Annotated in this window: 13 protein-coding genes and 1 tRNA gene; 4 read left to right on the plus strand and 10 right to left on the minus strand. The window is 58.4% G+C overall.

Features of this window, described 5'->3' with window-relative positions; translation table 11 throughout:
• Positions 1 to 67: 67 nt before the first annotated feature.
• From M2103_RS06425 to M2103_RS06440, 4 genes are all read right to left on the minus strand, one after another.
• A complete protein-coding gene (locus tag M2103_RS06425) occupies positions 68 to 760 on the minus strand; it encodes an ABC transporter ATP-binding protein (RefSeq protein WP_277509492.1) in 693 nt (230 codons plus the stop codon).
• A 164-nt stretch (positions 761 to 924) separates the two neighbouring features.
• On the minus strand, positions 925 to 2,241 hold the full coding sequence (locus M2103_RS06430) for an efflux RND transporter periplasmic adaptor subunit (RefSeq protein ID WP_277509494.1): 1,317 nt from the start codon (positions 2,239 to 2,241) through the stop codon (positions 925 to 927).
• A 58-nt stretch (positions 2,242 to 2,299) separates the two neighbouring features.
• Positions 2,300 to 3,832, minus strand: coding sequence for a TolC family protein (locus tag M2103_RS06435; RefSeq protein ID WP_277509495.1), 1,533 nt, complete (start codon positions 3,830 to 3,832; stop codon positions 2,300 to 2,302).
• 179 nt (positions 3,833 to 4,011) lie between these two features.
• Positions 4,012 to 4,866, minus strand: a complete 855-nt coding sequence (locus tag M2103_RS06440) for an NAD(+)/NADH kinase (protein WP_277509496.1) — start codon at positions 4,864 to 4,866, stop codon at positions 4,012 to 4,014.
• A 126-nt stretch (positions 4,867 to 4,992) separates the two neighbouring features.
• Here M2103_RS06440 and M2103_RS06445 point away from each other — a divergent pair, with 126 nt between their 5' ends.
• On the plus strand, positions 4,993 to 6,054 hold the full coding sequence (locus M2103_RS06445) for a polyprenyl synthetase family protein (protein ID WP_277509499.1): 1,062 nt from the start codon (positions 4,993 to 4,995) through the stop codon (positions 6,052 to 6,054).
• Positions 6,055 to 6,124: 70 nt separating this feature from the next.
• On the opposite strand, the gene hisS is transcribed toward M2103_RS06445, so the two are convergent.
• Positions 6,125 to 7,450 (minus strand): histidine--tRNA ligase, encoded by a 1,326-nt coding sequence (hisS, locus tag M2103_RS06450; RefSeq protein WP_277509500.1) that lies wholly within the window; start codon positions 7,448 to 7,450, stop codon positions 6,125 to 6,127.
• A 126-nt stretch (positions 7,451 to 7,576) separates the two neighbouring features.
• On the opposite strand from hisS, the gene M2103_RS06455 reads away from it, so the two are divergent.
• The 3 genes from M2103_RS06455 to M2103_RS06465 all read left to right on the plus strand — a co-directional run bounded on the left by M2103_RS06455 (position 7,577) and on the right by M2103_RS06465 (position 9,739).
• Positions 7,577 to 7,653: transfer RNA gene (locus M2103_RS06455), tRNA-Val, on the plus strand.
• Between the two features lie 78 nt (positions 7,654 to 7,731).
• Positions 7,732 to 9,108, plus strand: coding sequence for a hypothetical protein (locus M2103_RS06460; protein ID WP_277509501.1), 1,377 nt, complete (start codon positions 7,732 to 7,734; stop codon positions 9,106 to 9,108).
• 133 nt (positions 9,109 to 9,241) lie between these two features.
• Complete coding sequence (locus M2103_RS06465; RefSeq protein ID WP_277509502.1) at positions 9,242 to 9,739, plus strand: hypothetical protein; 498 nt, start codon at positions 9,242 to 9,244, stop codon at positions 9,737 to 9,739.
• Between the two features lie 32 nt (positions 9,740 to 9,771).
• On the opposite strand, the gene M2103_RS06470 is transcribed toward M2103_RS06465, so the two are convergent.
• The 5 genes from M2103_RS06470 to M2103_RS06490 form a co-directional block, all read right to left on the minus strand.
• On the minus strand, positions 9,772 to 10,899 hold the full coding sequence (locus M2103_RS06470; RefSeq protein ID WP_277509503.1) for a MobA/MobL family protein: 1,128 nt from the start codon (positions 10,897 to 10,899) through the stop codon (positions 9,772 to 9,774).
• A 132-nt stretch (positions 10,900 to 11,031) separates the two neighbouring features.
• Positions 11,032 to 11,340: a hypothetical protein gene (locus M2103_RS06475; protein ID WP_277509504.1), complete on the minus strand. Its 309-nt coding sequence runs from the start codon at positions 11,338 to 11,340 to the stop codon at positions 11,032 to 11,034.
• Entirely contained in the window at positions 11,337 to 12,212 is an 876-nt protein-coding gene (locus M2103_RS06480) for a hypothetical protein (RefSeq protein WP_277509505.1), read from the minus strand. Before M2103_RS06480 ends, M2103_RS06475 begins: the two co-directional genes overlap by 4 nt.
• A gap of 19 nt (positions 12,213 to 12,231) precedes the next feature.
• Complete coding sequence (locus M2103_RS06485) at positions 12,232 to 12,522, minus strand: hypothetical protein (RefSeq protein ID WP_277509506.1); 291 nt, start codon at positions 12,520 to 12,522, stop codon at positions 12,232 to 12,234.
• A gap of 420 nt (positions 12,523 to 12,942) precedes the next feature.
• On the minus strand, positions 12,943 to 14,055 hold a 1,113-nt coding region (locus tag M2103_RS06490), incomplete at its 5' end, for an immunoglobulin domain-containing protein (RefSeq protein WP_277509507.1).

The raw sequence follows: 14,055 nt of genomic DNA on the forward strand, positions 1-14,055 counted from the left end.
CGAGAATCCAAAATCGAAAATTATCTGAAATGTGGTGAGTGGCTTCGAGGGCGTGTGAAATGTGATTTTACAGGCGGTTTGTGTCCGACTCGATCAGGCCGTCCTTGATGCGGACGATGCGCTTGGCGTAGGCGGCGACGTCGTCCTCGTGGGTGACCATGATGATCGTGATGCCGCGCTCGGCGTTGAGGCGCGCGAGGAGTTTCATGATGTCAACGGTCGTGGTGGTATCGAGGTTGCCGGTGGGCTCGTCGGCGAAGAGCGTGCTGGGTTCGGTGACGATGGCGCGGGCGATGGCGACGCGTTGTTGCTGGCCGCCGGAGAGTTCGGCGGGGGTGTTGCGGAGTTTGTCGGCGAGGCCGACGGAGTCGATGGCGGCGAGCGCTTTTTCGTGGCGTTCGCGTCGGGAGAGTCCGCGGTAGAGGAGCGGGAGTTCGACGTTTTCGACGGTGCTGGTGCGGGCGAGGAGGTTGAATCCCTGGAAGATGAAGCCGAGGGCGTGACGGCGCAGGAGTGAGCGTTGGTCGGCGGTGAGGGTTTCGACGGCGATGTCCTCGTAGCGGTAGCTGCCGCTGGTGGGCGTGTCGAGGCAGCCGAGTGTGTTCATGAGCGTGGATTTGCCGGAGCCGCTGTGTCCCATGATGGCGACGAACTCCCCGCGCTGGATGGCGAGGTCGATGCCGCGCAGGGCCTGAAATGCGGCCGCGCCCGTGCCGTAGGTTTTCGTGAGCTGGCGGAGTCTGATTAGTGGAGAAGGCATTGTGTGTCGGATGCTACGAGTTGCTTGATGCGATAAATGCAGGGAGCGGTGGTGGAAGAGGCCAGGCGACCAGAGGCCAGAGGGCCAGGGAGTCGGAGTGGAGATGTGTTCTCTGCGGTATGTATTCTGGCTTTCTGGCCTCTGGTCTTCTGGCCTCTGGTTTTCTATCTGGCGTTTGTGATTATTTGCATGCCTTCGGCGAGGGCGTCGCCGGAGACTTCGGTGTGGCGACTGTCGGAGATGCCGACTTTCACCGTGACGGGTTGCGGGTGGCCGTCCTTGAGGATGTGGATGCGGGCGGTGCCGTTGGCGGATTTTTCGGATGCGTCGCCGTTGGCGGCGGGGCGGGCGGTTTGGCGGCGCGGGGGGCCGGGCATGATGCTTTGGACAAAGGATTTTGATTGTTTGCCGGCGCCGGGGGGCGCGAGGGTTGACGGGTCGAAGCGGAAGGCGGCGACGGGAACGAGGAAAACATTTTTGGCCTCGGCAACGCTGATGTCGGCAGTGGCGGTCATGCCGGGGCGAAGGCTGAGGTCGTTGTTGCTGACCTCGAGCTCGGTTTCGTAGGTGACGACGTTGTTGGTGACGGCGGAGCCGTAGGCGACTTTGGTGACGCTGGCGGTGTAGGTGCGGTTGGGCCAGGCGTCCACGGTGAATGTGGCTTTTTGTCCGGCGGCGACGCGGCCGATGTCGGCTTCGGCGATGGTGACCTTGAGTTTCATGTGCTCGAGGTTTTCGGCGATGACGAAGAGCTCGGGCGCGGTGAAACTGGCGGCGACGGTTTGGCCGGGCTCGATGGAGCGGGTGAGGATGATGCCGTCGATGGGCGACTTGATGATGGCCTTGGAGAGGTCGGTTTCGTTGATGTCGAGCTGGGCCTGGGCTTGCGCGATGGAGGCCTTGGCGGCGAGGACGTTGGCGGCGGCGCGGTCGGCGGCGGCGACGGCGGTGTCCATGTCGGCGCGCGAGGGGATGCGTCCGTTGCTCACGCGCTGGAGCTCCTGCTGGCGGGCGAGCGCGGCCTGGGCCTCCTTGAGCGTGGCTTCGTTTTGGGCGAGCGCGGCCTTGGCGGAGGCGAGGCTGGCGCGGCTGGACTCGGTTTGCTGGGAGAGTTTGGTGGTGTCGAGTTTGAGGAGGGGCTGGCCCTTGGTGACGCGGTCGTTGGTTTCAACGTAAACTTCGAGGACTGTGCCGGAGAGTTCGGAGCCGACGGTGACTTCGTTGGTGGGTTCGAGGTTGCCGGTGGCGGTGATGTCGAGCGCGAGGTTGCCGCGGCGGAGCGTCTCGGTGATGAAGGGCGGCTCCTCGGCGGCGGCGCGTTTTTGCACGGAGCCGCGATACCAGATGACGGCGGCGACGACTGCGGCGAGCAAGGCGATGACGACGATGATCCAGGTGCGGCGCGAGCCCTTGCCTTCCTTTTGGATGATGGCGGAGAGGTTGCCGGTGGCGGACGGGTTTTCGTTGGCGTTGGATTTCATGATAAATGTGTAATGAGATTTGGCGTGATCAGACTGATAAAATGGGAGGCGGTCGGTTTTAGTTTACGTTGCCCCAGCCGCCGCCGAGGGCCTTGTAGAGTTGAATTTGGGCGTTGGTGTAATCGGCGGTGGCGGAGACTTGCTGTTCTTGAATGGAGAGCTCGGTGCGCTGCGCGTCGAGGAGTGTGGTGATGTCAACGTGTCCGGCCTCGTATTGGATCGCGGCGAGCTCGGCGGCCTCGCGGGCTGCGGCGTTGGCGCGGTCGAGAATGGTGATGCGCTCGGTGGTGCGCTGGATCGAGACGAGCGCGTTTTCAACGTCGGTGAGCGCGGTGAGCACGGCGCTCTCGTAGGCGATGAGCGACTGCTTTGTGAGCTCGTTTTGGATGGCGATGTTTTGCTTGATGCGCCCGCCGGCGAAGATGGGCGCGGTGAGGCTGCCGAGCGCGCTGGCGACGGTGGTGGAGGGATCAAAGAGATCGCCTGCCCTGAGAGATTCGAGGCTGAGCGCGCCGGTGAGTTTGAGCGAGGGAAGGCGGTCGCGCTCGGCGGCTTTCAGGCGGGCGACGGCGGCGGCGAAGGCGTATTCGGCGGCGCGGATGTCGGGACGCTGGCGGAGCGTGTCGGCGGGAATGGCGACGGCGGGTGTATCCGATTTTGGGATACGCGAGGCGCGGGCGCCGGCTTTTGGCATGGCCGAGCCGGCCATGCGACCCGACCCCACGGGCGAGTCGCCCGTGCCACCCAACCCGGAGAGGAGCGTGTCGAGCGCGCCGGGGGCGAGGCCGGAGAGGAGCGTGAGCTGGTTGCGGGCTTGCGCGATGTTTTGCCGGAGCGAGGGAATGGAGGCGCGGGCTTGCTCGAGCGTGCTTACGGCTTGCTGGAGCTCGAGCGCGGAGGCGTCGCCGGACTGGGCTCGCCATTGCGTGATTTGCGTGGTCTCGGCGCGGGTGCGCAGGCTTTCCTCGACGACGGCGAGCTGGGCTTCGGAGGAGCGGAGCGAGACGTAGGCGGTGGCGACCTCGGCGGCGAGGGAGACTTGCGCGGCGTGAAAGTTTTGCCCGGTTTGCGCGAGGTCGGCGTCGGCGGCCTTGAGCGACTGGCGGTTTTTGCCAAAGAGATCGATTTCCCATGAGGCGTCGAGCGAGGCGGAATAACTTTCGCCGCTGGTCGTGGTGCGCGGGCTCGTGGTGTGGTCCTTGGTGCGCGAGGTGCGCGCGTCGGCGCCGGCGGAGATCGAGGGAAGGAGATCGGATTTCGTGACGCCGCGGGTGGCGCGCGACTGCTCGATCTTGGAAAGCGCGGTGCGAATGTCGGGGCTGGTTTGGAGCGCGCCGTTGATGAGCTGCGTGAGGACGGGGTCGTCGTAGCGCGTCCACCAGGCGGACAAATTGTCCGCGGCACTTGTCTGCGCGGGCCGGGTCGCGCTTGCCTCCGAGGTGTTTTGCCAGGTTTCCGGAACGGCGACAGTGGAGTCACTGAGAGAGCGAGGGCCGGATGGCGTGGCGCAGGAGGCGAGCAGGAGCAGCGAGGCAGCGGCGGTGCCGCGGGTTAAAATGAAAAGTGTCGTGTGTTTTTGTTGGGCGCACATGGCGTAAATCGCGTTGAGTGTGCGCAGAGATTACACTAACGAACCTTTAGGGATTATTAAGGAGCGCGCTTTTTTTGAAATCGGAGCTTAATTTTCAATTTTTGAAAACGCGAAGCTCGCGCCGCCGCAATGGCGGGCGGCAAAACGCACGCGCGAGCCAACCCAGGCGGGTGCGCGCCTTATTCAGTAATCGGACCGTGACTGCCGCTCCAGTTGAGTTTTTTGCGCACCACGGAAAAGTGCGCGTAATCGGCGTGCTGCACAAGCGGCAGTCGCATGGGCGCGAGCGTGATTTCGAAGGGCTTGCTCTCGCAGAGGATCGGGTTCTGGCGTCCGTCGGCGGCGACGAGAAGCCTGGCCTGCGGGTCGCGGTTGCGTATGCGCAAGCGCACGTCGTCGCGAAAAATGATCGATCGATTGGACAACGTGTGCGGGCAGATGGGCGTCATGGCGATGACGGCGGCATCGGGGTGAATGAGCGGCCCTCCGGCGGAAAGATTGTAGGCGGTCGAGCCGGTGGGTGTGGACACGATCAGGCCGTCGCTAAAATAATCGGTGACGAGCTGGTCGTCCGCATAAACTTCGAGGCGCACGAGCCGCGAATTGCGCTCGTCCTTGATCACTATGTCGTTCAGCGCCGTGAGCGTGAGCGGGGTATCGTCGCAGTCGATGCGGCACTGGATGAGCGAGCGGTGGGATATTTGAAATTTACCCGCAAGGATTTCCTGAAATTGCCGCGGGGCCTCGTCGGCGGAAAGTGTGGTGAGAAAACCAAGGTATCCGCGATTGACGCCGATGATGGGGATTTGCCCGCGGGCGGCGTCGGCGGCAATGCCGAGCAGCGTGCCATCGCCGCCAATCACGCAACACGCGTCGCAGTCGGCCAAAAAATTCTGGGGAACGGGAAACTGGTCCGTCGAGCGCACGGTGACGCCGAGAGTGTCGGCGGTGGCAAGCAGGCTTTGCGCGAGGTCGGCGGCGCCTGTTTTCCGGGCGTTGACGACGAGTGCGAGTGAACGGATTGCTGCTGGCATGATGGGCGGAATCAAACCGTTTGCGCACGTCGTTGCAAACGCCAAACATGCGTTTCCCTTCGCGATATTTTGTTTTCTTTGCGGGACAAACGCGGCGCGATTCGTCAACCTGCCCGTTTTCAAACCATGCCCGCAGCAAGCAACAACATTCCCGGCAACACCGCAAACGACGCCCCTGCGCGCTCAGTCGCGCGGGATTTCGCAACGGTATTCGCGCTGCTCAAACCGCAGATGGCGCGTCTCGACGCCTTTCTGCGCGAACAAATGACGGGCTTCGAACCCGAGATTCGTCCGATGGCGGAATACTGCATCGACACCTCGGGCAAACGCATCCGCCCCGCGCTTGTTTTTCTGGGCGGCTGGACGGGCGCCGCCGAAAACGCGCCGCAAGAGCTGATTCGCGCCGCCGCCGTTGTCGAGCTCGTGCACCTGGCCACGCTCGTTCACGACGACATCATGGACGGCGCCGAGCTGCGCCGCAACCGCCGCACCGCCGCGCGCGAATACGGCGCTGAAGCCGCCGTGCTCCTCGGCGACGCCCTTCTCGCGCACGCCGTGCACATCGCCGCCCAGTTCCCCACCACCGAAGTCTGCGCCGAAGTCTCCAACGCCACGCGCAGGGTCTGCGCCGGCGAAATCATCCAGACCATGCGGCGCGGCACGCTCGAAATCACACTCGAGGACTACCAACGCATCATCGACCTGAAAACCGCCGAGCTCTTCCGCGTGTCCTGCTACCTCGGCGGACGCCTCGCCGGCCATCCCCTGCCCTACTGCCTGGCCGCCGCCGAATTCGGACGCCGCCTCGGCGTGGCATATCAAATCTACGACGACCTGGCCGATTTCTTCGGCGACGAAAAACGAATTGGAAAAACGCTTGGCACCGACCTTGCCAGCGGAAAAATCACCCTGCCGCTCATCGAGCTTTTCAATCGCCTGCCCTCCGATGCCGACCGCGCCGCGCTCACCGACGAAATCCTAAGGCGCGCCGTCCCCCGCCCCGACCTCCGTATCCAGCAAATGAATACACTCGGAGTGTTCGAGGCGGTTTCGGACGCGATCCACGCCGAGCTTCGCGCCGCCGAGGCCGTCCTCGCCCCGCACGCGACGCTTCCGCCCGCGCCGTTGCTCCTGCGCCTGCGCGGGGTGCTGCACGACCAGGTGCTGACGTTGAAAAAGGGCGAGTAAGATAACACGGACTCTCGTCCGAAGATTCGTATTCGAGAATCAAATACTCAAACGAAGAGCGTGTTGTCCGTCACGGGGCGGCCGACAAAAAATCGCGCACCGTTTCGAGCACGCCGGCCTTGGGAATTTCCTGCTCCGTGCGCGTGCCCATGTCGCGGATTTTCACCACGCCCTTGGCCAGCTCGTCGCTGCCATAAATGAGCGCCAGTTTCGCGCCGGATTCCGCCGCCGCCTTGAATTGTTTGCCGAAGGCCATTTCGCGCATGGGATAATCAACGCGGAAACCCGCGGCGCGAATCGCGTTAATGTCGGCAAACGCGGCAAGGCGTTCCTGCTCGCCGCCAATGATCGCATACACATCGGGCGCCTGCACGAACTTCGGCATCAGCCCGCGCTGTTCGAGAAGAAGTCCGAATGTCATGTCGCCGATCGCAAAACCGATCGCGGGCATGTCCGCGTAACCTAGCTTGCCAACAAGATTGTCGTAACGCCCGCCGCCCGCAAGCGCGCGAAGCTCGCCCTTGCGATCAAACGCCTCAAACACAAAACCGGTGTAGTAGGCGAGGCCGCGAACAACACCGAGATCGACCGAGATATATTTCTCCAAGCCCATCGCGGCGAGATTGCCCAGAAGCTTTTTCCAGTCCGCAAGCCGCGCGCCGAGCTTGGCGGCGGTCGCCGAGTAAGGGGCGAGCGCGGACTCGAGCGCGTCGAGCGATTTGATTTTCAAAAACGCGAGCACCTTTTCCTTGAGCGCCGCGTCCAACGGCGCGCCGAATTGATCCGCGTAGCCCTTGAAAGCATCGTCGCCAGCCTTCTCGTATTTATCGACCGCGCCGAGCACCGCGCGCGAACGCGCCTCGTCAAGCCCGAGCGCCTCGAGATAATAGAACCAAAGATCGCGATCGCTGAGGCGCACGTAGAAATCCCGCTCCGTCAGCCCGAAGCCGCGGAGACATTGCGTGAGAAGCGCGATCAACTCGGTTTCCGCCTCGACACCGGGCTCGCCGAAAATGTCGGCGTTAAATTGAAAGAAGCAGCGCCCCCTGCCCTTTTGCATGCGCTCGTAACGATAAAACTCGGCGATGCTAAACCACTTGACCGGACGCTTGAGCGTGGCCGCCTTGTCGCCGACGAGCCGGCAGACGGTGGGCGTCATCTCGGGGCGAAGCGCAACCTCGCGGCCACCCTTGTCGGTGAAATTAAAAAGCTGCGACTCGATTTCCTCGCCGGATTTCGTCTTGTAGAGATCGAGCGGCTCCAGCACGGGCGCGTCGTATTCGAGAAAGCCGAACGCGTTTGCAGTATGCCTCCAGACGCGAAAAATATGATTCCTGCGCGCAAGGGCGTCGGGATAAAACTCGCGAAAACCGGGAAGTGTCTGGAATGTTGCCATGTTAATAATCGTGATGCGAAAACCCAAGACGCTGAAAAATGCGGACGGCGGGCGCGATGAAAAAATGCGCGCAAATCGTCCTTGTCAGTCGTGGAAAGACCCCGCTTTATTTGCGCGCTTGGCAACGGACGCTTAGCTCAGTTGGTTAGAGCATCTCGTTTACACCGAGAGGGTCGGGGGTTCGAGTCCCTCAGCGTCCACCATGTTCTCAGTGAGGATCAATCCCCATAGAGAATCTAATAAGGTTTGACTATAGTTCATGATGGGTAAAAACAGCCAAAATGACAACCAAACAGCAACCAAAAGGGCAACCAGAAAGCAACCAAGAGGCACTGGCAAAGAGGAAATGGGAACCGCCGCGGGGCATTAGATATTCCTTTCGCAAGGACAGACCGAAAAAACCGTTCTATTTGCACTGGCGTGACAAGGATACGGGCAAGCGCGAGGCGACTGGATTCGCCGACAAAAAGGCCCGCGAACTAAAGGCGAAAGAACTCGCCTTGATGATGGAGAAACATGGTGAGGAGGTGCTTTCGTTCGATCCGACGAAGTGGCGCAAATTCCTCGAATTTGAAAAAATCGTCGGCGCGGGCACTGATCCGGTAGTAGTCGCCCACGAGTGGCGCAAAAGCCAACAGGGGGAGCCCAAGGTGATCGGCAAAAAAGTGAGTGAGGCGGTCATTGAATATTTGCGCTTGCGCGATCTTGAAAAGTGTTGGAGTGCGGATACGCGCCGCCACGTTGGCAAACAGCTCGACCGGTTCATGCGCAAGTTCGGCGCGGTGCGTTTGCACGAAATCGACAAGGATCAGGTGCGCGATTGGCTGTATGCCTTGACCGATGACGACGGAAACGCGCTCGGACCTCATGCGATCAATGATCATCGAAAAACCGTCCGGATGTTTTTCCAATATGCGCTGAATGAACGCTGGGGTGCCCTCGACAATCCGTGCGCAAACATCAAGGCGCCGCGCGCCGAGGACAAGGATCCCGTCGTAATCCCGTTGCGTGACGCATGGGAATTTTTCCGCGCCAACTGCGACCAGCGCGTGACGGCACGCGTGGCGATGGAGGCTTTCGGCGGCATCCGCTACACGACGGCGGGGTTGCTTGAAAAGGACGCGGTGAACACCGAGACGAAGGGTATTCGCATGAAGGCGGCAATCCACAAAAGTGGCAAAAAGGACGGGCGTTCGCGATACAGGCAGGGACACCCGGATAATCTTTGGGCGTGGATCACTCATGCGCCGGAGGCGACGTGGAAAATGAACGCTCACGATTATCGCGAGGAAAAGCGATACGCGTATATTACTGCGAAATTGCGCCCGGCGGCAAACACGTCGGCTGCCGACGGAAAGAAGATCACCGCGCTGCGCAACATCTGGAGACACTCGTTCGTAAGTTATCACTTGGCTGCGTTCCGCAATGTCCCCCTCACCCAATATCTGGCGCAACATTCCAATCCGCAGATTACGGAAGAATACGAGGGAGTGGCCGAGCACGAGGATGCGCTGCGGTATTTTATGATTTCTCCGGAAACGGTGAAATTGTCATGGAAAGAATTTTTAGCGTTGCCGCTGGCAGATGAGCAAAAATCGGAGGCGCAGCCAAAATCCACGAAGAGTAAGATTTCGCGACGCAATGCGACTGCGGGATAATCGCGTCCCGCGCAGAAGTTCGCGTTGCATTCGGGAGTGATGGCTCACACGATGTAACATCTGTTACATTACGCGTCCTTCGCATAGTTAAAACACTCTGGCACTCGATCATATTTTCATTAGATACATTCAAATGAAATCCGCGTCAGCAACTGATCACACAAACGTCCGTGGTGACATACTAAAGAATCTCGGGATCATTTATCAAAAACTCACAAGGCCCGCGGATCAAAAACGGCTGAACGTCCTCATTGACTATCACAAAGGTGAGTTGACCGCCGAGCAAGTGGCGAAAAAACATGGGGTCTCGCGAAGATCGGTTTTCCGCTACGAATCGAGGCGCAAGGGCGTGAAAAAAATAAAGGGGGCGCGAGCTTTTGGGAGAGCATCTTTTCATAAATCGCCCCACTTTGACGTGGAGATAAAGCAACGACTGGTCACGGAGATGCGGTGGGGAGGTTTGAAGACTGCAAAGAGTGCTCGTGCTTGGCTCAAAAAACTAGGATTTCCCAAAGGGAAATGCTCCGAGCAATGCATCTATGCCGTGATTCGAAGCGCACGAAAAGTGGCGATGCAAGAAGACCGCGAAGGCATTCCCCGTTTCAGGCGAAAAGCATCGTGGGAAAAATAGCTCACACACTACAAACTACCGTTCAGCTTAGCTTAGCGTTCCGGCTCGTGTGGCACATCCATGTCGCGCGATGGACGATTTTCAATATAAAGTTCCCAGTATCTGTCGAAGGTTAAGTCCTTGTCAATTTTTGGGATTTCGATGCAGGGAAAACAACGACGGAAAATCGGCATAAGCGTCAGTAAGTAAAAGTCTATTTTAGCTTCAAATTTTCCGTTGTAGTGCTTGCGTTTTACTCGCCACCAGACCAGCCAGTCTTGAAGGTCGTCTTGCAGAGTTTTACTAACTAAAATTTGGCCAGCCGCGTTAATTCGAACGTCCTTGCTGCCGGAGGGGAAATTTTGCACATGCAGCGCAATGGCCGCGTGCTTAAAAATCAGCCCCTGCTGCGCAAGTATGTGAAGATCCTCAATGAATTTGAAGTCGTCCATGTTTTCGGCCGCCAAAAGACTGGCGTATTCGCGCTCGATGGCCTCGAACTCGCCCATCTTTTTTTTCAGCACTTCGTTTTTCTTTACGCCGCGATGCTGCTGAGGTTTTTTTTCGAGACCTTGGCGCTCATACGAGCGATGATCGACTCGCAAATCAAAGCCTTCTTTGGCGAGGGCGAGGTTTGCAATCTTTGCGATTTCTTTGCGCATTTCTTCGATTATCGCCGCGCTGTAGAATTGGTTGTCGAGGTCACGGTGCTTGCCAGTGAGTTTTTCGCCGTCGAACTTGCGTGTCGGGAAAAGGAGGTGTAAATGGTCGTTGCGCGGATCGGCGCCGCGTTTGATTGATACGTGGCGGCCATAATCGACGAAGGTTGACAGCTTGGTGGAAATGTAGGTGGCGATGTCCTTGGTTAATGCGGATTTTCCCGCATCCGAAAGAACGTGCGGAAGGGAGACGCAGAGACTTCTGGCAAGGCGGGAATCCCACCGCAGCTCACGTGACTCAACCATGTTCCAAAGATCTTCACGCGGCAGGGCGCATGTGGCATCTGGCGGCATAATAATACCCGTTTCAACAACATCATTTTTGTAGCCGTAGTTATGAGAGCGCTTGTTTTTTTCGTCCCTGATTTTTGAGCCGGTGTTGTAGGCGGCAATGGAGCAAACGCCCTTGCCGAAGCCGCGCTGGATGGTCGAAAAACTGCAGTTGAATGGAAGTGTTGACATGACTGTTGCTAAATTGCGCCCTGTTGAGCTGGGCAAAGGTTGAATGGTTGGATTTGAAGGACTAATTTTATGATTTTGGTGGTGGTGGTGCCGTTACCGGTGGGAGGCAACGACACCTCGGTTGCAGTGAGCCTAGACTTGCGCGCAATGCAATTCGGGGAGGCCAAAAAGAGAGCGCTTTTTTTGATCGGTGACTTGAGCGCTCAGCACTTTCGCCAAAAGAGCGTTGATTTCCGGATCTTTGGCGGCGGCTCCAGTCATAGCCTCGCCGATAATGAAGCATTTGCGTTTCTCCAGCTTGCTCAGTCTTGCAAGCTCCCGGCCTTGGAGCTCCCGAATTTTCTTGCTGCACTCGGCATGCTCCGCGCGGAGTCTGGCCAGGCGTTTTTGGTGTGGGGAGGTTTGTGCGGTGGAGCCAACGGTGGTGGTGTTTGTGATCATGTTAGTGTAGTGGTTGAAGTTGAATCGGTGTTGCTGGAATCGTTGGTTTTGAAAAGCTGTGATTCCCAGCGCTTGATCGTGGTTTCCATCTCAATGGCGAGGATCGGGCCGGCTTGCTTGGCGAGGGTTCGCACGCGAGTGCGGATTTCGCTGAAAATGCGTTTCTCGCGGCGCAGGGGGTCGTCTTTTGCGATCTTGCCGCGGCGGCCAACGCCATGAAGCTTTTCGAAGGCGCGCGCGGCCGTCATGTGGGAACATTTTACCAAACAACCCATGTCGTAGTGGCTGAGCTGAGCGTATTCGGGAAGACCGTAGAGTAGCAAGCAGGTTTTGGTTTTATCAGCAGCGCTTAACGCCAAGCCATGGGCGTTATTGCCCTTGAGGGCGAGATAGAGGCCTTCAGCGCGCGTGCATGGTTCAATGATCCGGGCCATAATGGTTCGTTTGTTTCTGCATTTGTGGGCTTCGCAGAGGTGCTCGCCATCCAAGTTGACCAGGGTTCCTTCGACCCGCATCGCAAGAATAGGTGGAAGCTTGTCGCCGCGATCAAGTGAGGCGGCGTAATCGTCAACCGTGGCACCATTAACTTCAGCGCGCAGACGCATATTATCGCGGATTTCAATCTCGGTGAGCGCAACTCGCACGGGATATTGTTGATGCGATTTAGCTTTTTCCGAACAAAGGAAGCGCAGAAAGTCGGCTCGAAAGAACCTTCTTGCGCGCGGGTTCGAAACGTCAGAATCGATGAGCGGGATAAGTCCTTCATTTAACCATCGATCGACGACGCTGTAGGTTAGGCCTTTTTTGAAGGAGATCGCCTGTTTAATTGTCATTCGCGGGAGCCGCGGATATTTATTGTCTGGATTTTTCATGGTAAAAATATAAATGCTTTTAAGCGTTTGAACCGAACCAAACGGCCAACTCGGAAAAAGGTATGCGATAGGGGCGTCCGCCTTTGATGGTCTTTATTACACGGGCGCGACATCTGTCGCTTACGAACTGGCGGTGGCGCCCGATGGCGGCGGCAAATTCATCCGACCAAAAAAATCCCCTCGTCTCCGCTGCCGCCCTGGCGGCGCGGGCGGCAATGGCGTCCGCCGGCAAAGTTAATGCATCCTTTACAGGGTTCGCGTTGGCCTCGGAAGGCTGGTCTGGCTTTCGGAAAGTGGACAGGCAGGTCATGATTCTTTCTCTTTGGAGCCCTGGAATTTTCATCCAAGTGGAGTCTTTAATTTTCCGACAGCTGATTTGCAATTTGCTTAATAGCAACATGTTCTGAGCTAATATTTTTTAAGGCATTTCGTATTTGGATGAAAAATCGATGGTTTGACGACATACTCACTAAAAAGATTGTGGCACTCTTAGAGCCATAATCCTCTTCGCGATTTCGAGCGAGAATGTAACACATGTTACATCTCGCCATGGTTTGACGTTGGGGAACCACGGTGGGCCAATTGGAAAATTTCACGAAAAACACTTCACCTCACAAAAAACGTCCGCCCGTGAAAACGAAGCTTTCTCGGGCGGGCAATGAAACCGTGAAAAAGATTTCGTGTGTGATGCTGCAACTATGTCGAACTATGCCTATCGTGCGTGACCTGGTTAGCGCTTCGCGAGCCGCTTGAGCAGTCCGGCGATCGCAAGGCCTGCGACGTAGAGGAACGACGGGGCTCCGCCACCGCCGCCGCCACCGGGCGAGCTGTTGTTATTGCCGCCAGTGTTGCCGCCACTTGTGGTGACGGTCACGGTGACTGCGCTGCTGGTGACGTTGCCGTAGGCGTTGCTAATCGTGACGGTGTAGTTGCCGTTGTCAGTGGTTGCGGCCACTTTCGAGTATGTCCTCGATGTGGCACCGGCGATGTTGGCGCCGTTCTTTTTCCACTGATAGCTGAGGCCCGTTCCCGAGGCCGTGACCGCGAGCGTGAACGTGTTGCCTTGGGCAACCGTGATGCTTTGCGGCTGGCTGTTGATGACGGGCGGCTTGCCGGCTGCATTCACCGTGACGGTGGCGGCGTTGCTTGTTTTCGAGCCAACGTCGTTGGTGACGGTGCAGGTATAGGCACCCGAATCCGCGGTGACGCTGTTGGTCTTGGTGTAGCTGTTCGAGGTGGCACCGGCAATGTTCGCTCCGGCCTTTTTCCATTGGTAGGAGAGTCCGGTTCCCGAGGCCGTGATGGACACGGTGAAGCTTGTGCCTTCGGTCACGGTCACGTTTTGAGGGTGGCTCGTGATGCTGGGCGGCTGCGGCGGCGGGTTTACCGTAACGGTGGCAGTTTGGCTGTTGGTGTCGCCACCAGGGTTTGACACTACGACGGTGTAGAAGCCGGAGTCGCTTGTGGCGCTGTTGTTCTTCGTGTAGGTCGTGGACTTGGCGTTTGTGATGGCCACGCCACCCTTATACCACTGGTAGGTCAGGTTGGTGCCCGAGGCTGCGACTGACAGCGTGAAGGTGGCTCCCGCGGTCACTGTCACGTCTTGAGGATGTGTCAGGATGACGGGTGCCAGGATCGGCGTCACTGTGACGACTGCCGGGTTGCTGGTGACATTTCCGTATTTGTTGGAGATTGTCGCAACGTAGGTGCCCGAAGTAAGCACGGTGCCGTAATCAGTGTAGATTGCAGTCGTGGTGCTTGTTTGCACGCCGTTGTGATACCACGCATAGGTCATGTCGTTGCCCGAAGCGCTGACCGTCAGCGTGAAGCTCGCGTTTTGCGC

This window comes from Ereboglobus sp. PH5-5, assembly GCF_029504805.1.
Classification (GTDB): Bacteria; Verrucomicrobiota; Verrucomicrobiia; order Opitutales; family Opitutaceae; genus Ereboglobus.